Below are 20,794 nucleotides of genomic sequence, written 5' to 3'. Positions count from 1 at the left end.
ATTATAAATTATTTCCTCCTTCTAAACCGGACTATGTATCTGTCTTTTTCCTCTCGCATCTTTTTTATGTCCTTTGTACTTTGGCTAAAGTGGGACTTATCTATTTTTAGAAGATGATAGCTAGTCTCAAAAGCAGACTCTAGATCATAAACCTTTGTGTTTTTTATGTCTTCTGGCACCATGTGGTAATCTCCTGCTAAGATGTACTCCGCTATCTGCATGGCTTTAGGTGAAAGCAAAACTTCTTTCAGATATTCTTCCCTTCCCAACCTCATAAGACCTAACAGAAACACTTTTTCGTTATAGGTTAAACCTAAGGTTTCCTCTTGTTCTTCCACTTTTTGAACCTTGGGCATCTGCTCATAAAGAAGGCTCACAGGAAGGCCTGATGCAGAGCTTGCTAACTTTATAAGCTCGTGTTGATAAACCTTGTCCTTTACAAAGCTTGCGTAATAAAGAAAGTCCTTCAGCGAGGAGCTTTTGCCTTCTTTAATCTCTTCTATCAAAATCTGGAAAATGTCTTGTGCATTTTGAATGAGGGTGCGCAGGCCTTCTTTGTCCTTTCTTGCCATGGTGTCTGGGTCCTCACCTTCTGGAAGGTATGCCACCTTTACATTAACACCTTGGAAAAGTAAATAGGGTGTTGCAAGTTTTACCGCTTTTTTCCCCGCGTTATCACCATCAAAGAGTAGCACCGCGTTTTTTGTGTATTTGGAGAGGACTTTGGCGTGATCTTGGCTAAAGGCTGTGCCTAAAGGTGCTACGGTGTTTTTGTAGCCCTCTTGGTGCATACTGATTACATCAAAATAACCTTCAACCACTACCACAAAGCCCATCTCCTTTATGTACTCTCTTGCTTGGTGCAGACCAAATACAACAGACCTTTTTTTAAAAAACTCACTCTCTGGTGAGTTTATGTACTTGGGATGCCCTTCCTGAAGAAGTCTTCCACCAAAGGCTATACAGTTTCCTTTTTCGTCTCTTATAGGTATTATGATTCTCCCCGCAAACAGATCCCTGTATACCCCTTCGTCAAGCTTGATCAAGTTCCCTGTCTTTTCGTAAGCATCAAGAACGCCCTCTTTTTTAAGAAAGCTTACCAAGTCTTCGGATGAAGGGGAGTATCCCAGCATAAAATTTTGGACGCTCTTTGAAGATACACCCCTGCTTTTGAGATAATCTATAACCTTAGGTGCATTCTCAAGAGCGTTATGATAATAGCTTGCTACCAGCTCAAGGATCTGAAGCACCTTGGTGGATCTCTTACTTTCTTTCACCTTGATGGGAATGTTGTATCTCTTTGCAAGCTTTATAAGAGCTTCTGAATAGCTTATGTTTTCGTACAAGGAGACGAACTTTATGGCATCACCACCTACACCACACCCAAAGCACTTGAATATACCTTTTGAAGGAGATACGAAAAAGGAAGGTGTATCATCTGGGTGGAAAGGGCATCTTGCGCTGTAATTACTTCCTACCCTTTTGAGGTCTATGTAAGAGGATATGACATCCACAATGTCTATCTTTTTAAGAATATCCTCTCTGTCGGACATGCTTTATAAATATAGAGCATCCACTTCCTCACTTCTATGGCTAAGAAGGTGAGTACAGGCACAAGGACTGCGTAGTAGAGCTCCTCAACAGAAAGGTGAACCGCGTGAAGGTATTGAGGTACGACAAAAACCACCAAAGATTGCAGTAGTAAACCTATAGATATTCCCAAATATATGTAAGGATTGAGCTTTAAGTACTGAAAGGGATTTTTGAAGAAGGGGCTTTCTCCAATCTCCTGAATGCCTACAGCCCACTGGCTTATTACCGCCGAAGTAAAGCTTATGCTCAGAGCTGTCTCATAAGGGTAGATGGCAAGCAGGTACTTAAACAGAAAGTAGTGGGCAACACCCATAATAAGTCCGTTGTATAGTACTTTCAAAAACACCTCCTTTCCTGTAAAAGCTTTTTCTGGATGGCGTGGTTTTTCCTTCATAGGGTTTCCCTCGTAATGGGTAAATGGGTAAGTTTTATCCTGCACGCTATCAGTCACCAGGTTTATCCACAGTATTTGTGTAGCGTAGAGAGGCAGAGGCAAGCCATTTATCAATGCAAGGGAGTTATAAGTTATCTCAAAGGCATTGGTGGAGAGGAGATAGACTATTACCTTAGATATGTTTTTGGTTATGAGCCTGCCTCTTCTTATAGCGTTCACTATAATGGCAAGGTTATTATCCAATATAACCATCTTTGATGCATCTTTTGCTGCTTGAGAACCAGAAGCCATGGCTATTCCAAGGTCTGCTACCCTCAAGGCTGGTACGTCGTTGACGCCATCTCCACTAACAGCCACTATTTCCCCTTTTGATTGAAGCACCTTAACTATACGGTATTTGTCCTCGGGTGTGGCGCGAGCTACAACAGAAACCCTTTTTAGCAGGTGGTAGAGCTCTTCATCAGAGAGCTTTTCCATGTCTTTACCTTCTATACATAAGCTTCCTTCCCAGTGAATACCAACCATCTTTGCAACTGTCTTTGCTGTAAGCACATTGTCTCCCGTTATCATTATGATCCTTATGCCAGCCTCTCTGGCAGTTTCAACTGCAGACTTTACTCCTTCCTTTGGCGGATCTAAAAACCCTACAAGTCCCACTATCTTTGCCTTTGCATCTTCTATACTTTTCGGAATTTCTTCAAGCCTTGCATATCCAAAAGCCAACACCCTCAAACCTTTTTCTGCCATCATATCGTGGTGTTTCCATACATCTTCCGGTAATTCTTTATCGCACAGAAGAGCCAAGCTTTCCAGCGCACCCTTTATGTAAAGATGCAAGCCTTCACCTGAAGAGACTATAACCGCCATTAGTCTCCTTTTGGTATCAAAGGGGTGCTCCCAAAGGCGTGTATGGACCTTTCTCAAGAACTTCCAGTTTACCCTCTCTCTTTCTAACCACTCAAGCAGAGCAACCTCCAACGGATCGCCTCCTTTTTCCGTGGCATCGTTGCATAAGGCTGATGCTAAAAAGAGCCTCAACCTGTCATAGCTAACGTATTCTTCAACCCTTAGCTTTCCTAAGGTTATGGTGCCCGTTTTATCAGAACAGATGTAGGTGGCACTTCCCAATGTTTCAACAGCAGGAAGGTGCTTTACCAAAACCTTTTCCCTTGCTAATCTCAACGCACCCACCACAAGAGCTATGGTAACCACCACTGGAAGCCCTTCTGGGACCGCAGAAACCAGCTGAGCAACAGCAAAAAACATAAGATTCTTAGGCTCTCTTCCTTGAAGCACACCTATGAGCACTAAGAAAGATAAAATAATCAGAAGTACCACTATCCACTTTTTCCCAAAATTTTCCAGAGCCTTAGTGAGGGGGCTTGGAGGTGTCTTTTCTTGCATCTTCTTGGCTATCTGACCTATTTGAGTGTTATTGCCTGTTGCAAAAACCACTCCCAAAGCCTTACCCCTTAATATGGTCGTTCCTCTGTAAAGGCAGTTAGACCTTTGGTAAATGGGTGTGTCTTCAGGAAGAACTACATCTGCGGATTTTTCTATAGGAAAGGATTCTCCCGTCAGTACTACCTCATCGACGAGCAGACCGCTTGCATCCACAAGCCTTATATCCGCAGGAACTACATCACCTTCTGATAAGAGTACCATGTCGCCGGGGACGAGCTCTTTTATGTCTACCTCTTTCTCTCTGCCTTCTCTTATCACTTTAACCTTAGGTGAGGTCATCTCCTTTAAAGCTCTGACGGATGCCTGAGCTTTAAGTTCATGATAAAAGCCAATAAGACCATTTATCACTACGATCCCATAAACGACCACGCCATCTTTCATGTCTCCCAAGAAGAAAGCCAAAAGCCCTGCTATCATAAGTATCAAGTTGAAAGAGCTTGTAAATTGTTTTAAGAAAAGCCTCCACTTGCTTTCCTCTTCGTGGATAAGTTCATTGGGTCCGTATTGCTTGTACCTTTCTTGTGCCTCTCTTTCGCTGAGACCTTGTAAACTTGCGTTAAGTTTAAAAAGGGCTTCTTGAGGGCTTAGTTGATGCATGTTAAAATCATTATAATGAGTGTTTTTCTTGTTGCTGGGTGCACAGGGTTCATAGGCTGGAAGGTCTGTGAGAAGCTCCTTCAGAAAGGACACCAAGTTGTAGGTATAGATAACCTTAACGATTACTACGATGTCCGGCTAAAAGATTACAGACTGAACCTTCTTAAAAATTACGAAAACTTTACCTTTTATCAAACAGACATAGAAGACCTCTCCTCTCTTAGGGAAATTTTTAAAAGACATTCATTTGATGCGGTAATAAATGAGGCAGCAAGAGCAGGTGTTAGGTATTCTATAGAAAATCCTTTTGTTTATATGACTACCAACGCTCTTGGGACGCTTAACCTCCTTGAGATGTGCAAGGAGCATGGGGTAAAAAAGTTTGTCCTTGCCTCTACTTCCTCCTTATACGCAGGACAACCCATGCCTTTCAAAGAAGACCTTCCTGTGAATACACCTATATCTCCTTACGCAGCTTCTAAAAAGTCCGCAGAAGTTATGGCTTATACTTACCATTACCTCTACCAAATAGATGTGGCTGTGGTGCGCTACTTTACCGTTTATGGACCTGCGGGAAGACCAGATATGAGCATCTTTAGGTTTATCAAGTGGATTCTTGAGGGTGTGCCTTTGCAGATCTTCGGTGATGGTAGCCAGAGCAGAGACTTCACTTACATAGATGATATAGCAGAAGGCACTATCCTTGCTCTTAACACAGTAGGCTATGAGATATTCAATCTTGGAAGCAATAAACCTCACAGTCTCTCTTATGTCATTGAGCTCATAGAAAGATACACGGGTAAAAAGGCTCTTTTGGAATATAAAGAGTTTCACAAAGCGGACATGAAAGCCACCTGGGCTGATATAGAAAAAGCTAAGAGAGTTTTGGGTTGGGAGCCAAAGGTGAGCTTAGAGGAGGGTATAAAGAGAACCGTTGAGTGGACCCTCGATAACTGGGGCTGGTTAAAGCATGTGAAGCTCTGACTTTTTCACAAACTCTCTTACCCTTTTGGCTATGCCTTCTGCGTCTATACCTACCAAGCTCCTGAGCAAGTTTTGGTTTCCGTGTTCTATAAACTTATCTGGAATGCCTATGAGCAGTGTCTTCTTTAGTATACCCTTTTGGGAGAGCCACTCAAGAACTCCAGAGCCAAAACCACCAACTACAGTGTTGTCCTCTACCGTTACAAAAAGGGGATACCTTTCACACAGATGTGTAAGAAGCACATCATCCATAGGCTTTACAAAGCGAGCATTTACCACACCCGCCTTTATACCTTCTTTCCTGAGGAGTTCCGCAGATTTTAGTGCCTGATATACAGTATAGCCGACTGCAAGAATGACCACATCTTCTCCTTCCAAAAGAACTTCCCAGCTACCTACGGGTATCTTCTTAAAGCCTTCCGTTGGCACTCCGTAAGCTGGTCCCCTTGGATACCTTACTGCAAAGGGTCCGTTCCACTCAAGAGCGGTATAAAGAAGGTCCCTGAGCTCTTGCTCATCTTTGGGAGCAGAAACTACCATGTTGGGAATGCACCTAAGATAAGAAAGGTCAAAAACTCCGTGATGTGTTGGTCCATCATCTCCTACCAGTCCAGCTCTGTCTATGGCAAATACCACATGAAGGTTTTGAAGGGCTATGTCGTGAATCACCTGGTCGTAGGCTCTCTGTAGGAAAGTGGAGTAGTAAGAAGCAATGGGTTTTAACCCTTGAGCGGCAAGTCCTCCTGCAAAGGTGCAAGCGTGCTGTTCCGCAATACCTACATCAAAAAACCTGTTGGGATACTTCTGACTAAATTCTACAAGTCCAGAGCCTTCCCTCATGGCAGGTGTTATAACCACAAGTTCGGGAAACACTTCTGCAAGCTCCACTACCGCCCTGCCAAAAACAGAGGTCCATGTAGGAGGTGAAGGTTTTTTGATAAACTCTCCTGACTCTCTCTTGTAAGGAGCTACACCGTGCCAAGTGACGGGATCGTTCTCTGCTGGTTTGTAGCCTTTGCCCTTTTTAGTGTATATGTGGAGAAGTACAGGACCCTCTATGAGCTTCACATTCTCAAGAGTTTTTTCAAGAGCGGGAAGATCATGCCCATTTACTGGTCCTATGTAATTAAAACCCAGTTCTTCAAATATTATTCCGGGGGATATGAGCCCTTTAAGGAACTCTTCAGTGAGCTTTACTATCCTGCCTGCACCGCTTATGTGTTCAAGCAGATGCTTTACTTTCTGTCTTGTCTCTTGTACAAATCTTCCACTAAGAATCTTACTGAGATAAGTGGATATGGCACCTACATTAGGAGATATGGACATCTCGTTGTCGTTGAGTATCACTATAAAGCGGTTAGGTCTCAGATGCCCCGCATTGTTTAAAGCTTCGTAAGCCATACCTGCGGTCATAGCACCATCGCCTATAACTGCAACTACATAACCTTCTTGACCCAGCAAATCCATCGCTTTTCTAAAACCAAGCGCAGCAGAAATGGATGTGGAACTATGCCCTGCACCAAAAGCGTCATATAAACTCTCCTCTCTTCTGAGAAAACCCGATATACCACCGTACTGTCTTAAGGTAGGAAAGATCTCCTTTCTGTCCGTGAGTATTTTCCAAGGATATGCCTGATGTCCAATATCCCAAACTATCACATCAGAAGGAGGATTAAAGGCTCTCAAAAGAGCTATGGTGAGCTCCACAACTCCAAGACCAGGACCCACATGTCCGCCGTTCTTTGCTGTCACCTCAAGAATGTAATCTCTTACCTCTTGTCCAAGCTCGGTCAGCTCTTGATAAGACATGTATTTTAAGTCTATGGGACCTGTGTATTCTTTTAGCATGCGGTACCTCTCCAACATAGCCTATGAATATAGGACTTTTACGAGAAAAATACAAGCCTTAACATCCACCCGGTAAAGAGCTGAAAGAGCACTATAAGGATCCCAACTACACTCACCAATAGCCCTTTATTGCCTGCACTCTCTCCCTTAAACCATAAAAACAGGAAGGAAAAAAGTGTGTAAAGTAAAAGAAGTATGCCGTTCCACTTGTGAGGAAACATCCAGACAAAGGGTGCTTTGGACTGCACCAATGGCACAGCAGAGACCGAAAATCCTGCAAGCACCGACAGCAACGCTACCACTATAAGAAAACCATGTAAAACAAGTGCGTACCTAAAAGCTTGGCTGTTTTTTAGCAGACTTAAACTGAGAGTATAAAGCACAAAAACTACAAGGGCTAACAGTACAGTAGCGTAAGCAAAAAGCGGGTGAAGGATCATCTTCCTACCTCCAAAAGGGGTTCTAAGGACATTATAACCCTGTATAAGTCCTTAAGTATATCCTGGTAATCCACATTACCCTCTTCCACCAAGTCCATAAGGCTTTCAAGCTTTCTTGTGAATTCTTCCGAGACAAACTCTCTTATGCCCTCCCTTTTGCTCAGGTATTCGTAAGCGGATTTGCCCAACTTTGTAGGTATCAAAAAGCCTTTCCTTTCTATCACATAGCCTCTCTCCAAGAGCTTCTCCACTATGGTAGCGTAAGTAGATGGCCTGCCTATACCCCTTCTCTTCATTTCCTGAACGAGCTCACCCTGAGTGTAGAGAAATGCCTTAGGAAGTTCTTTCAGCTCTTTTATGCCCTCTACTGGAACTTTACCCTCTATGTGCGGGTGCATCTCTAAGTACAAAAACCTGTTCCAACCGTCTTCAAGGATTTGTACTGTGAGCGTGTGTTTCTGCTCCAACTCACCTGCTTTTACAAGTACTTCAAGGGTTTTTACTTTTACGGGTCTTGTCTGGCTTGCCATGAATCGCCTAAAAATAAGGTCATAGAGCATTATGTGTTCCCTTGTGATGTTTTCCACCTGACCGCTCAGGACTAAAGCTCTTAACTCTTCCGTATCCATAGGCTTTGTTGGTCTTATACACTCGTGCGCTCCACCTTCTGCAAAGCGGTGGGGTCTAAAATACTCTTCTCCAAGCTCTTCCTTTATGTACTCTCTGGCTACGTTTATACCGTAATCAGAAACCCTCGTAGAATCCGTTCTGTGGTATGTTATGAAACCAAGTTCAAAGAGCGTCTGAGCCAAGTCCATAGTCTTTGGCAGTGAAAACTTGTACCTATCGCTGGCATCTTTCAAGAGACTGTCTGTAGTGTAAGGAGGAGGTGGATTTCTGTATTCTTCTTTGCTTTCAAGCACTTGAAATTCAAGATACTTTAGCTTATCGTAGAACTCCTTTGCGGAATCTTTGTTCTCAAAACTGAACTCCGTTTTAAAGACTTTTCCGTCCCTTTCTATCCTCACAAAGACCTTGTATATCCTTTTTCTGTATTCTTTTTCCCTTTCTATGATCCAACCAAGCACAGGTGTTTGAACCCTTCCAGCAGAAAGCCAGCTTTTTCCAAACGCCTGTTGTAAAAATCTAGAAAACTCAAAACCTACCCATCTGTCTGCAACCCTTCGCACCACCTGAGCCTTTACCAAGTTAACGTTAAAGTCCCTTGGCTCTTTTATGGCTTTAATTATGGCTTTTTTGGTCACCTCGTGGAATTCCATTCTCTTTATGTCCTTCACATATGGTTTTAGCAACTCCATAAGATCCCAGCCTATTTTTTCTCCTTCTGTGTCTGGGTCTGTTGCTATAAGCACCTGCATAGCCTCAAGGGACATTCTCCTAATGCTTTTTATGAGCTCTTCCTTTCCTTCAATGCTTTCATAAACAGGCACTATCTCTTCATTTACATAAACACCGTAGAATCCCTCTTCCTTGTTAAGGTCCAACACATGACCCAAAGAAGAGGTGATCATAAGATATCTGTCTTCAAGAGATGTCTCAAGGACTTCGTGTTGTCCTATTCTTCTTCTTACTACTTTTCCAAAGAAGTTAGCTATTGTTTTTGCTTTGTTTGGTGATTCAACCACTATGAGTACAGGTTTTAGAAGGTCTGTCTGCTGTGGAGCTTTCTCCCCCTTTAGGAACTCCTTTACCTTAGCTCTGTCATTGTCTATCTCCAAAAGCACCTTTTCCAAGTCTACGGAAGAGATGGGAACAAAGTCTATGTCTTCACTAAACCATCTTACCCTTTTCTTGAGATGATTGAAAGCTCTTGGGTCATCAACTAAAAGGAGACTAAGTCCCTTTGTTATGCCACCTGCAAACATTCTGGAGGTCCTTCCGCTTGCCTGAAGGTATCCTGTAGCGTCAGAGACCACCATCTGATAATCCCCATTTACGAGTCTTAGCGTTAGGTCCTCTGATGTTTCAATGATACTGATGACCTCTTGGCTCATCAAAAACTGCCTTATCTCCTCTCTGAGCTGGTCTATCTTATCTTTGAGATCCTTCTTCTCTTCCAGATACTCTTCGTTTATGTACTGATACCTTTTTAGCTTGGATATCCAGTTATCCACTTTTTGTATGTGATGGCTCAGGTGCTTTGCTATGTGATGCCTAACAGAAGAGAGAGCCCAAAGCAAATGAGAAAGGCTCTTTTCAAAACTCAGAGATATCACTATTTTGGGAACACCGTAGAAAAGAGCGTATCTGACCACATGAGGCATATCTAAGCCTCTTGCCAGAGGATTTCTGTAGGAAGCTATACCCACTATCACATCTATTTTGCCCTTCTCGTAGTCATGAAGATGCTTCTCATCTAAGTCCTCATAAGAGACCGCTCTTATACCCTTTTCTTCAAGGCTTTTTACAAGATTTGATACCTCTTCTTTTCCTTTGTCAGAGGGCAAAAACACAAGCCCACCTTTACCCAGCTTTTTTATCCATTCAGAAAGGTCCTGCTCTTGGTAATGTGCGTAAGCATCTACTATGTTTCTAAGGTAAAAAGTAGGAGTTCCCACCTCAAAACCCAACAGCTCTCTAAAGAGTTTTATCCTGTTGGAGCGCGGGTTTGATGTAGCAGAAGATACTACGAGCACACCCTTTACCTTTTGAGACAGCTCTCTAAGTTGGTTTGAAAGCTCCCTTATCCTCTCCCAGTCTTGATCTGTTTTTTTGAACTTCTCCTTTAACCTTATGAGGTTCATAGCTTTTTCTATATCTTCCTCACTAAAGCCTAAAAGATAAAGAGCTTTATCTACATTTTTAGCAGTTTTCAAAAAAGAGTCTACATCATCTACAAACACAAAAGACATATCCTTGGGGATAAGTTGATAGTTCCTATAAAGGAACATGGAGGTGGAAACAAGTATGAGAAAGTCTCCTTTTACTAATCTTTCCTTTTTTTCCTCCTTCTTTTTTCTTTCTTCATCACCAAAGGTAAGAAGGTCTGAATCTTTAATCCCCATCTTCTTTAGGCGCTTGCTTACCTGATTTACCAGCAGTCTGGTAGGCAGGATTATGTAAGACTTTTTTCCTTTTTTGGCAAGATAGAAAGCCAAAGACAAACCGAAGGAAGTTTTACCAACGCCTGTTGGAGCTAAAAGAGCAAAGGAACTTCCCAGAAAAACCCTTTTAGCCCACGCAAACTGCAAACTCCACGGCTTTGACCTTATGTACATCTCAAAGACTTCTTCCCACTCTTTTAATTGCTCTTCCACATAACAGAGTTTTTTAAGCTCTCCTTGCTTAAGCACGGAACATAGTGGTTTTTCCTCATCTGGCATACAAACATTACAAGGCAAACCCTTTAGCAGTCTGTCTGCACTAATATCTCCTCCACAGTTGGGACAAAGTCTAAGCAGAATACTTTTTATCATGTTTTACTATCTTATAGCAAAAGTATTAAATTTATACCTTAGATCTTCACCCAGCGTATAATTTAAATATGCGCCATCTTACAGAGGAACAAATAAAAGAGCTAAGAGACCTGCTTCTATCCATAAGGGAGAAGATCATTAAGTCTGCGGATGAGCAGATAAAAGATCCTTCCAACATAACCTTTGAGGGTGGAGACGAGATAGACAGGGCTAACATAGAAACGGAGCGCTACCTACAACTCCAGAGGGTAAAGACCAGAGAACTTAAACTTCTCAGAAAAATAGATTACGCTCTTCTTAAGATGGAAAATATGACTTATGGAATCTGTGAGAACTGCGGAAGAGAGATACCTTTTGAGAGACTAAAAGCAAGACCCGTAACCACCATGTGTATAAATTGCAAAGAACTTGAAGAGGAAACGGAAAATGAGTGAAGAGTGGATGTTTCCAAAGGTTAAAAAACTACCTAAGTATGTGTTTGCGATGGTAAACGAGCTAAAGTATAAGCTCAGAAGAGAAGGTGAGGATATAGTAGACTTAGGTATGGGAAATCCGGACATTCCTCCATCTGAGCACATAATAGATAAGCTGTGCGAAGTTGCGAGGAAACCCAATGTACACGGTTATTCTGCATCGAAAGGAATACCAAGACTCAGAAAAGCCATTTGCGATTTTTACAAAAGACGGTACGGCGTAGAGTTAGACCCAGAGAAGAACGCCATAATGACCATAGGTGCAAAAGAAGGCTACTCTCACCTTATGCTTGCTATGCTTGAACCCGGAGATACAGTCATAGTTCCAAACCCCACTTATCCTATACATTATTATGCTCCTATAATATGCAACGCAGATGCTATCTCTGTTCCGCTACTACCAGAGGAAGACCTTACGGAAGACTTTATAAAGAGACTTCACGACCTTATAAAAACATCCTTTAGGAAACCGAAAGCCATAGTTCTTAGCTTTCCCCACAATCCTACTACCCTATGCGTGGACTTGGATTTCTTTAGGCAAATAGTAAAACTTGCCAAGCAAGAAGGTGTATGGATAGTGCATGATTTTGCTTATGCGGACATTGGTTTTGATGGTTATACTCCACCCAGTATCCTTCAGGTAGATGGTGCTATAGATGTAGCGGTAGAGCTCTATTCCATGTCCAAAGGTTTTTCTATGGCAGGTTGGAGGGTAGCTTTTGTAGTTGGCAACGAGACTCTCATAAAGAATTTAGCTCACCTAAAGAGCTACTTAGACTACGGAGTTTTTACACCTATACAAGTAGCGTCCATCATAGCTCTTGAAAGCACCTATGAGATAGTGGAGAAAAACAGAGAGATATACAGAAGTAGGAGAGATGTGCTCGTAGAAGGGTTAAACAGGATCGGCTGGGAAGTTAAAAAACCAAGAGGAAGCATGTTCGTATGGGCAAAGATACCCCAATGGGTAGATATGGACTCATTGAGCTTTTCCCTGTTTTTGCTCCAAGAGGCAAAGGTAGCAGTCTCACCGGGCATAGGTTTTGGTGAGTATGGAGAGGGTTATGTGAGGTTTGCCTTAGTAGAAAATGAGCACCGTATAAGGCAGGCGGTAAGGGGCATAAAAAGAGCTTTAGAAAAATTTAAGACTAAAAGCGGTTCAAGTACCTAAGAAAAGCCATGAAAGAAAGACTTAAAGAATTTGCAAAGATTATAAAAGACCTCTATTTAAAGGGGTGGCTTCCTGCAACCAGTGGAAACTTTTCCTTAAAAGTGGATGACAAAAGCTTCTTCATAACATCCTCAGGAAAGCACAAAGGAAAGATTAGCCCAAAAGACTTTGTTCTTGTTGATATGGAAGGAAACCTTTTAGCTGGTGAGGGCAAGCCTTCCGCAGAAACTCTGTTGCATGCGGTTATATATAAGTGCATACCTTCCGCAAGTTGTGTTATGCATGTTCACTCTCCCAACTCCACAGTCATCTCAAGAATAGTAAAGGACAGTAAGATATACCTGCAAGGGTATGAGCTTTTAAAAGCCTTTGAAGGTATAGACACGCATGAGGCAGAACTTATCCTTCCCATCTTTGAAAATTCACAGGACATGCCCAAGCTTGCAAAGAAGGTAGAAGAAGAGCTAAGGAGCGCATCTGGACTTGCTGGCTTTTTACTAAGGTCACACGGCGTGTATGTCTGGGGTAAGGACATACACACTGCCCTTATGAAACTTGAGGCATTAGATTTTATTCTTGAGTGCGAGCTTAAACTTGCCATAATTTCGGGGGGTATGCAATGAGAAAGTACATTTTTACTCTCATTTTACTTTTGCCTCTTGTTTGTATGTCCGCAGTATTAAGCATTCCCTTTCTAAAGCCTTCCATGCTGAACCTAAAGGAGGACCTTGAGGATGCCAAAAAGGAAAGGAAGTATCTTTTCATAATGTTTCATCAAGAGGGCTGTCCCTTCTGCGACAAGATGAGAAAGGTCACTTTTCAGGATAAGAACGTGCAAGATTACTTTACGAAACACTTCTACATGGTGGAGATTGACATAAGGGGATCTAACGAAGTGGTTGACTTAGATGGTAAAAAGATGACTGAAAGGGAGTTTGCCCACAAGTATGGAGTAAGGCTAACACCCGTATTCATGTTCTTTGATCAGCAGGGCAATGTGGTAGCAAAGGTCCCGGGCTACATAGAACCCAAAGAGTTCATACTAATAGGAAGGTATATAGTAGAAGGCCATTATAAGAACATGAACCTTATCAAGTTCATCAGAGAAAATAGTAAATGATACTCCTGATCACACTACTTTTACTTTCTTTCACCTTTGGGCAGGAGGTTATAAAACTAACACCCCAGAAAGCTTACGAGCTTGCACTAAAAAACAACGCAGAGCTCAAAAAACTCAGATACGAAATAGAATCCATAAACTCCCAATGGCAGGAGGCAAAAAATTACTTCTTACCTTACATAACCTTGGGAGCTGGCATCTTGTACAATTCAAAAACTCAAGACTGGGAGAAGTCTTTTGGCGTTAGTTTCGTAAATGTTCTTTACGAGTATAGGAAAACCGCATCAAGGATTAAAAGTGCAGAGCTAAGACATGAGATAAAACAGGAAGCTTTAAAACAGTTAGAGAGGGATATAAAGCTTAGGATACTGGAGCTCTTCACAAAGGCAAGCTTGTATAAAAAACTCACAGAAGTAAAGAGGGAAGAGATGGCAATAGCTTACGTGCGCTACGACAGGGCAAGACAGAAAAAAGATTTGGGTGTCTCTACAAACTTGGAAGTGTATCAACTTGAAAGCATATACAGAGAAAAAAGAAAGGATCTTTTGAACGCTCAGTACGAATATAATAAGGCACTCCTTGATATAAAGAAACTAACAGGCTTAGATATGAACGCTCTTATAGATGTAGAAGATTTAGACTTTAAACCTAAGGTGGGAGAGATAGATAAAGATAAGCTTTTGGAACAAGCTATAAAAAACAATCCCATTGTGAAGATAAAGACCCTTGAAGTGAAACTTTACGAAGAGATGATAGAAGAAGCCAATAACATTATGGCACCAAGAGTGCAGTTTAGAGGAGAGCTTGGCAATTCCATCAGGGCGGGAACACCCCAAACAAGAGCATTCAATCAAAATGGTTGGAGAGCTGGTATAGAGATTTTCATGCCTCTTTTTGATCCTACCTCTCTTTATAAGATGGAAAGTCTCACATCATACAGAAAAATAGCTCAGGTGGAGCTTGAGGACACTATAAACGAGTTTAAACTCCTTTCCAACTCAGCGGATTACAGGTATTCTTACCTATTGGCTCAGTGGGACTTTGCCCTTGCAAGAAGCAGATTCGCAGAAGAAAATTTAACCCTTAGGAGGTCTGAGTATGAACTGGAACTCGCCTTTGACCTGGGATACGCCATGGCAGAAAAGTCCGAAGCAGAAAGACAGCTCATGCAAGCAAAGTACGACATACTCCTATTCCTTGCGAGACTTTACCATCTTGCAGGACTTGATCCCTTTCTTGTGCTTGAGAAAAATGATGAGTTTATCAAAGCTAATTAGTCTTTTACTTGTGTGCTTTTGTGTATCCTTTGCTCAAGATGTAAGAGTCTATGCTATAGTGAAGGGTCAAGTTAAGAAAGTTTATGTAAGTGAAGGACAGAGAGTTTCCAAAGGTCAAACTTTGGTAGAGATAGACCCAGCGCTTTACATAGCGCAAAGGGAAATGCTCATCGCTCAGCTAGAAAGCCAAAAACTCACCTTAGAAAAGGTGGAGAAGGACTTCAAAAGATACGAAGAGCTTTTCAATAGAGACCTCCTTTCAAAAAGTGAGTACGAAGATTGGAAAAACAAGTACGAAAAGGAAAAGAATAAGTACATAGCTATTAAAGCACAAATTGACGAACTTAACAAGCTGATTGAGTACTGTACTATAAAAGCACCAACAAATGGAGTTATAAAGAAGCTGTTTGTTAAGGAAGGCATCTTCGTAAACGGTACCATGCTACCTCAAGTGCTTTTGACCATAGAGGAGAGGTGAGTCTTATAATTTTAGTTCATGTTCAGAGAAAGAATAAAAAAGTTTCACTTTGTAGGCATAGGTGGTATTGGTATGAGTGGCATAGCTCAGATCCTATTACAGATGGGTTATGAGGTATCAGGGTCAGATATTAAAGAGAACAAAAATGTTGACCTTTTGAGAAAAAAAGGTGCAAAAATCTTTATAGGGCATAAAGCAGAAAATGTAGAAAATACAGATGTAGTAGTTTACTCTTCTGCTATATCTGAAGACAATCCAGAAATAGTTCAGGCTAAGAGAATGGGACTTCCTGTTATTTCAAGGGGAGAAATGCTGGCAGAGTTATTCAGGCTAAAGGAAGGTATAGCGGTTTGCGGTTCACACGGTAAGACTACCACAACATCTATGATAGCTCATGTGGTGCACGATGCAGGTTATGATCCCACAGTGATAATAGGGGGAGTACTTCATAAGTTTGGTAGCAATGCAAGGCTTGGTAAGGATAACCTTATCATATCAGAAGCGGACGAAAGCGACGGTTCTTTTCTTAAACTCATTCCAACGGTAGCAGTGATCACAAACATAGACAAAGAACATCTTGGATATTATAAAGATATTAAAGACATAAAGAATGCCTTTCTTAGGTTCGCTAACAGCATACCTTTTTACGGCTTTTGCGTGATGAATGCAGACGATGAAAACTCAAGGGAGATCATGCAAAAAGTGAAAGGGCCACTTATAACCTTTGGTATAGAAAGGAACGCTGATGTTATGGCTAAGAACTTGAGTCTGCAGGCAGGATGCTACAGTTTTGACCTTTTTTACCGTGAAGAGTATATGGGAAGAATTCAAATGTCTGTTGCGGGAAAGCATAATGTTTATAATGCACTTGCCTGTATAGCAGTAAGTCTACAGATGAACATAAGCGTAGATACCATAAAGAGAGCGTTGCAAAACTTTAAAAACGCGGAAAGAAGGCTTGAACTCAAAGGCTACTTCAATGGTGCACCTATATATGACGATTATGGGCACCACCCCACAGAGATCTCGGCAGTTATAAGGGCTATTAGGGAAATGTATCCACACAGAAGGCTACTGCTTATCTTCCAACCCCACAGATACTCAAGGACTTATTACCTTTTTGACCAATTCGTAAAGGTCTTAAAGTCTGCTGATGTGTGCTTTTTGACAGATATATACTCAGCAGGCGAGGAGAACTCTTATGGTATTTCTGGTATAGACTTGGCAAAAGCTACAGGGTGCAGATTTTTTGAAGACAAAGAAGAGCTTTTTTCTGCTATAAGAGACACTGCAAGAGATACGGATGTCATACTCTTTATGGGTGCGGGAAGTATATCCAAGTGGTGTGAGGAGTTTTATGAAAGGTATATCCGGTAGAGAGTGGCTTCTTTTAAGCGAGTTCATAAAACCACATAAGGAACTGCAAGAGAGGTATGGCTACCTGGTAGCTCAGCTTCTTGCCAACAGGAATGTAGACGATAAGGTGTTTGACAACAAACTGAAAAACCTATTACCTTGCCACCTTATTCCTAACATGGAGCAAGCTGTAGAAAGAATCATCAAAAGTATAAAGAGGGGAGAAAGGATCATCATATACGGAGACTACGATGTTGACGGTATAACTGGAAGTGTCATACTTTATGATTTTTTAAAAAAGGCAGGTGCAAGAGTTTACGCTGTGCTTCCTACAAGACAGACAGGATACGGTCTTAGAAAAGATCTCGTAGATACTTTTGCCAAATACGCTCAACTGCTCATAACAGTTGATAACGGCACTACCGCTATAGAAGAGCTCAAAAAATCCCCTATAGAAACCATTATTATAGACCATCATAACCCTCACGAAGAACTCCCTCCTGCACTGATAGTCAACCCAAAGATAGACCAAGGAACTCCCAACGAACTCAAAGAGATCTCTTCTGTAGCTCTTTGCTTTTACCTCACCGCAAGATTAAACAGAGAACTTAATGTGGAACTTGATGTACGGGATTATCTGTATCTGACCGCCATAGGGACTCTTGCGGATGTGATGCCTCTTAATCCTCTGAACCGCATACTCGTATCCAACGGCATAAGGATGCTTAACTACATACTGGCAGGTGGAGAAACCACATCATACGGTATAAAGGTTCTTTTAGAAGGCATAGGTATAAAAGGTGAGATTACTTCAAAGGACATTACCTTTTCCGTAGCACCAAGACTCAACGCACCGGGTAGAGTCTCCAGACCCAAGATATCCATGAACTTACTGCTTTCAAAAGACATAAACACCGCAAGGATGTGGTTTAAAAAGGTAGAAGAGGCTAACGAACAGAGAAAGCACATTTCTAACATAGCTTTTGAAAAAGCCATAAGTGAAGTTAGTTCTCAAAAGGAAAGGAACTTCTTAGTGGTACGCATGGGTGAGTGGGCAAGCGGTGTAGCTGGAATAGTGGCAGGTAGGCTTTCAAACCTTCTCTCAAAACCTTCCGCTGTGTTTTCCGTAGGTAAAGAGTTGGCAACGGCTTCTGTAAGGGGTGTAGAAGGTATAAATGTTTACGAAGGTCTCAAAAAGTTAGCTCATATGTACATAAAATGGGGAGGGCACACAAGTGCTGCGGGTATCACCATAAGAAAGGAGCAAGTCCAAACTTTTGAAACATTGGTGGAACAGATATTCTCGCAGATAAAAAGAGAAGAGCCAAGACTGTACATAGATATGACTTTGGACCCTGCATGCGTAGACCAAAGGGTAATATTAGCTTTGAAAAGCTTAGAGCCTTACGGTGAGGGTTTTCCTCAACCCCTGTTCGTATCACCGCCCATGAGAATAGAAAAAGTAGAAACCATTAACGGAAGATTTATTTTAAAAGCACAGCACAACATAACCTTTGTTAGTTATGATACTATGTTAAGAGATAAATGGGAGAAACTTCCCGGCTCTGTAAGAAGGATTGCCTACAGCGTAGATACAAGAAAGGGTAAGCTTTTCCACCTTGTGGATGTGGAGGAACCAAATGGCTCTTGGTAAAAGCCACGATATGATAAACATGCTACTTATGCCTATACCTCTTTACTTTATACCCAAGGAGTTTTACCTGCCTTTCACTTTAGGCTACATAATAGGTACTTTCTTTTTATCACCAGACCTTGACCTTAGACACTCAAAACCTTCCAAAAGATGGGGATACCTTAAAGTCGTATGGCTACCCTACCAAAAAAAGTCCAAACACAGGGGTATAAGCCATATACCCATCTTGGGGACAATAATCAGACTGTTTTACTTAAACTTCCTCATCTTTATCTTGTACTTTGTAATTGTAGGTATGCTGAGTCAAATAAACCTTGATAAAGCTATTCTTTCTTTTGACTTTGTAGGATTTTTGGAAAAGTTAGCAAGCAGTCCTGCAAGTCTTTACTTCCTCTTGGGGCTTTTTCTCTCTGAGGTGTTCCATGTGCTTTTGGATGTGGTTTCCACTCTAAGGCGCGTGCTATAGGCTCCAGTAAATAAAACCTTCCTTCTGCGCTTTAGACCTTTCGTAGACACCTTTAACATCAATAAGAATGTAAGGTTTTGTCATAAGAGATGCATAAAAAGATAGGTCAATATCCAGAAAAGCTCTATGTCTAACTGCTAAGATCACACAATCGTAAGGTGCTTGTGCCTTTATATCTTCTAAAAGCTCTATTCCGTACTCTTCCTTGACCTCTTCCCTGTTTGCTATGGGGTCATACACATAAACCTTTATGCCAAACTCTTCTAACTCTCTGTAAAGGTCATACACTTTGCTATTTCGTATGTCTGGTACGTTTTCCTTAAAGGTGATACCCATCAGAAGGACCTTTGCAGAATTTACTCTTTTGCCGGATTTTATAATCTGCTTTACCGTTTGGTTAGCAATATAAAAGGGCACACTTTCATTTATCCTTCTGCCTGCTAAGATAAGCTCCGGGATGTGTCCTACCTGTAAAGATTTGTAGGCAAGATAATAAGGGTCAACAGGTATGCAGTGACCACCTACCAAACCCGGTTCAAACCTCAAAAAGTTCCACTTGGTGCCGGCAGCTTTGAGTACCTCCTTTGTATCTATCCCGAGCTTATTAAATATCATAGCAAGTTCGTTCATAAGGGCTATGTTTATATCTCTTTGGATGTTCTCTATGACTTTTGCAGTTTCTGCGGTTCTTATATCTGGTGCTTTGTAAACGCCAGCTTTTATAACCTTACCGTATACGCGAGCTATCAGATCAAGGGTTTCTTCTGTATCCCCAGCAACTACTTTTGCTACCTTTTCTATTGTATGTTCCTTATCACCCGGATTTACTCTTTCCGGTGAATAGCCTACAAAGAAGTCTTCTTTCCACTTAAGACCACTTTGACTTTCAAGTATGGGAACACACACCTCCTCAGTAGCACCCGGATAAACTGTAGACTCATAAACTACTACACTATCCTTCCTCAAATACTTTCCTACCGTCATAGAAGCTTCTTTTAAAAAGAAGAGGTCTGGGTTTTTTATCTTATCCACTGGCGTTGGTACAGCAACTACTATAAACTTAGCTTCAGATATACGCCTTTCGTCATCAGTAAAGTCTATGTTAGAAGAGATCAATTCCTCCTTGGATACCTCCCCTGTAATGTCCAAGCCAGAGATTAGCTCGCTTATCCTTGAACTCTTTTTGTCATAACCTATAACCTTGAAATGTTTGGACAAGGCAATCGCAAGAGGAAGACCTACATAACCAAGTCCCACAACGCATATTTTCTCTTTACCTTCTAAAAGATCCCTGTAGTCAATCATCTATAATATTTTTAACATAATGCACAAGGTTATACTTACCAGAAGTCCAGAAGATATAGAAAGAGACAGAAAGCTTTTTGAGAGGGAAGGTTTGGGTGTAATTGCCTTACCGTTGATAAAAACACTACCCATTGATTTTGAGCCCATTGATGAAAACTTTGATTTTGTTATATTCCAAAGTGCAAAGGCGGTAAAATACTTTTTTGAGAGAGCTAAGTTAAGAGGTAATGAAAAGATAATAGTGGTAGGAGAGGCGGTAAAAAAGGCTGTGGAAAGCTACGGATACAGTGTTTACCAAATTCCTGAAATGTATTATGCTCAGGAGATAAAACTCCTTATGGAAAAGGAAAAGCGAGGCACCGTTTTGTTGCCACGCTCAAGAGAAGGTAGGGAGGAGCTAATAAAGTGGTTAAGTGATATGGGTTTTACCGTTTATCCGTTGAATGTCTATGCAACAGAGTATGTGCTTTATGATAGAGAGGACTTTCTAAAAAGGCTTTCTATGGGGCAGTTTGTGTTTTTTGCGAGCCCTTCCGCGGTTAGAAGTTTTTTTGCAAATTTACCAAAACCTGAAGGCACAAAGCTTTTAAAGAAAAAAAAGATAGTGTGTATTGGCAAAACTACAAAAGAGGAACTTACATCCTTATCTGGGCTATCCTGTTTTTTGCCTGAAAAACAAAGCGTAGAGAGCGTGGTAAGCTTAATAAAGTCATTGGTATCAAGCTTGCATTAAAAAA

General features: G+C 41.4%; 17 protein-coding genes. 11 read left to right on the top strand and 6 right to left on the bottom strand.

The window, feature by feature from the left end; all coding sequences use genetic code 11:
• Positions 1 to 8: 8 nt before the first annotated feature.
• Both dnaG and CP948_RS04275 read right to left on the bottom strand, forming a co-directional pair.
• Complete coding sequence (dnaG, locus tag CP948_RS04280; protein WP_096601542.1) at positions 9 to 1,553, bottom strand: DNA primase; 1,545 nt, start codon at positions 1,551 to 1,553, stop codon at positions 9 to 11.
• The gene (locus CP948_RS04275; protein ID WP_096601540.1) at positions 1,520 to 4,048 is read right to left on the bottom strand and encodes a cation-translocating P-type ATPase; all 2,529 of its coding nucleotides are present in this window, start codon (positions 4,046 to 4,048) and stop codon (positions 1,520 to 1,522) included. Before CP948_RS04275 ends, dnaG begins: the two co-directional genes overlap by 34 nt.
• A 15-nt stretch (positions 4,049 to 4,063) precedes the next feature.
• Here CP948_RS04275 and CP948_RS04270 point away from each other — a divergent pair, with 15 nt between their 5' ends.
• Entirely contained in the window at positions 4,064 to 5,032 is a 969-nt protein-coding gene (locus CP948_RS04270) for a GDP-mannose 4,6-dehydratase (protein ID WP_096601651.1), read from the top strand.
• Here the strand turns inward: CP948_RS04270 and dxs are convergent.
• Genes dxs through rgy form a run of 3 tightly spaced genes read right to left on the bottom strand, consistent with a single transcriptional unit; the run spans position 5,012 to position 10,757 of the window.
• Positions 5,012 to 6,898, bottom strand: a complete 1,887-nt coding sequence (gene dxs, locus CP948_RS04265; RefSeq protein WP_096601537.1) for a 1-deoxy-D-xylulose-5-phosphate synthase — start codon at positions 6,896 to 6,898, stop codon at positions 5,012 to 5,014. The two genes, CP948_RS04270 and dxs, sit on opposite strands and share 21 nt — an antisense overlap.
• 20 nt (positions 6,899 to 6,918) lie before the next feature.
• Positions 6,919 to 7,320 carry a hypothetical protein gene (locus tag CP948_RS04260; protein ID WP_096601534.1) on the bottom strand — a complete coding sequence of 134 codons (402 nt, stop codon included), beginning with the start codon at positions 7,318 to 7,320 and terminating at the stop codon, positions 6,919 to 6,921.
• Positions 7,317 to 10,757 carry a reverse gyrase gene (gene rgy, locus CP948_RS04255; RefSeq protein ID WP_096601531.1) on the bottom strand — a complete coding sequence of 1,147 codons (3,441 nt, stop codon included), beginning with the start codon at positions 10,755 to 10,757 and terminating at the stop codon, positions 7,317 to 7,319. The genes CP948_RS04260 and rgy overlap by 4 nt, the downstream gene beginning before the upstream one ends.
• Positions 10,758 to 10,825: 68 nt before the next feature.
• Between rgy and CP948_RS04250 the strand changes: the two genes are divergently transcribed.
• From CP948_RS04250 to CP948_RS04210, 9 genes are read left to right on the top strand one after another with little or no spacing between them, the layout of a single operon-like run.
• On the top strand, positions 10,826 to 11,191 hold the full coding sequence (locus tag CP948_RS04250) for a TraR/DksA C4-type zinc finger protein (protein WP_096601528.1): 366 nt from the start codon (positions 10,826 to 10,828) through the stop codon (positions 11,189 to 11,191).
• Positions 11,184 to 12,401, top strand: coding sequence for an aminotransferase class I/II-fold pyridoxal phosphate-dependent enzyme (locus tag CP948_RS04245; protein ID WP_096601525.1), 1,218 nt, complete (start codon positions 11,184 to 11,186; stop codon positions 12,399 to 12,401). Before CP948_RS04250 ends, CP948_RS04245 begins: the two co-directional genes overlap by 8 nt.
• An 8-nt stretch (positions 12,402 to 12,409) precedes the next feature.
• Positions 12,410 to 13,024, top strand: coding sequence for a methylthioribulose 1-phosphate dehydratase (locus tag CP948_RS04240; RefSeq protein ID WP_096601522.1), 615 nt, complete (start codon positions 12,410 to 12,412; stop codon positions 13,022 to 13,024).
• Positions 13,021 to 13,521, top strand: a complete 501-nt coding sequence (locus tag CP948_RS04235; RefSeq protein ID WP_096601519.1) for a thioredoxin family protein — start codon at positions 13,021 to 13,023, stop codon at positions 13,519 to 13,521. Before CP948_RS04240 ends, CP948_RS04235 begins: the two co-directional genes overlap by 4 nt.
• Positions 13,518 to 14,798 (top strand): TolC family protein, encoded by a 1,281-nt coding sequence (locus CP948_RS04230; RefSeq protein ID WP_096601517.1) that lies wholly within the window; start codon positions 13,518 to 13,520, stop codon positions 14,796 to 14,798. Before CP948_RS04235 ends, CP948_RS04230 begins: the two co-directional genes overlap by 4 nt.
• The gene (locus CP948_RS04225; RefSeq protein WP_096601648.1) at positions 14,776 to 15,276 is read left to right on the top strand and encodes an efflux RND transporter periplasmic adaptor subunit; all 501 of its coding nucleotides are present in this window, start codon (positions 14,776 to 14,778) and stop codon (positions 15,274 to 15,276) included. The genes CP948_RS04230 and CP948_RS04225 overlap by 23 nt, the downstream gene beginning before the upstream one ends.
• 18 nt (positions 15,277 to 15,294) lie before the next feature.
• A complete protein-coding gene (gene murC, locus CP948_RS04220) occupies positions 15,295 to 16,653 on the top strand; it encodes a UDP-N-acetylmuramate--L-alanine ligase (RefSeq protein ID WP_096601514.1) in 1,359 nt (452 codons plus the stop codon).
• Positions 16,634 to 18,286, top strand: coding sequence for a single-stranded-DNA-specific exonuclease RecJ (gene recJ, locus CP948_RS04215; RefSeq protein ID WP_096601511.1), 1,653 nt, complete (start codon positions 16,634 to 16,636; stop codon positions 18,284 to 18,286). The genes murC and recJ overlap by 20 nt, the downstream gene beginning before the upstream one ends.
• Positions 18,273 to 18,752 (top strand): metal-binding protein, encoded by a 480-nt coding sequence (locus CP948_RS04210; RefSeq protein ID WP_096601508.1) that lies wholly within the window; start codon positions 18,273 to 18,275, stop codon positions 18,750 to 18,752. The genes recJ and CP948_RS04210 overlap by 14 nt, the downstream gene beginning before the upstream one ends.
• Here CP948_RS04210 and CP948_RS04205 read toward each other — a convergent pair.
• Positions 18,747 to 20,057 carry a nucleotide sugar dehydrogenase gene (locus tag CP948_RS04205; RefSeq protein WP_096601505.1) on the bottom strand — a complete coding sequence of 437 codons (1,311 nt, stop codon included), beginning with the start codon at positions 20,055 to 20,057 and terminating at the stop codon, positions 18,747 to 18,749. The two genes, CP948_RS04210 and CP948_RS04205, sit on opposite strands and share 6 nt — an antisense overlap.
• A 19-nt stretch (positions 20,058 to 20,076) precedes the next feature.
• On the opposite strand from CP948_RS04205, the gene CP948_RS04200 reads away from it, so the two are divergent.
• Positions 20,077 to 20,790, top strand: a complete 714-nt coding sequence (locus CP948_RS04200) for a uroporphyrinogen-III synthase (protein ID WP_096601502.1) — start codon at positions 20,077 to 20,079, stop codon at positions 20,788 to 20,790.
• Positions 20,791 to 20,794 lie beyond the last annotated feature (4 nt).

It is taken from the genome of Hydrogenobacter hydrogenophilus (assembly GCF_900215655.1).
In the GTDB taxonomy this organism is placed as follows: Bacteria; Aquificota; Aquificia; order Aquificales; family Aquificaceae; genus Hydrogenobacter; species Hydrogenobacter hydrogenophilus.
The sequence above is the reverse complement of the archived record's forward strand: the minus strand, read 5'-3'. Positions and strand labels throughout refer to the sequence as shown.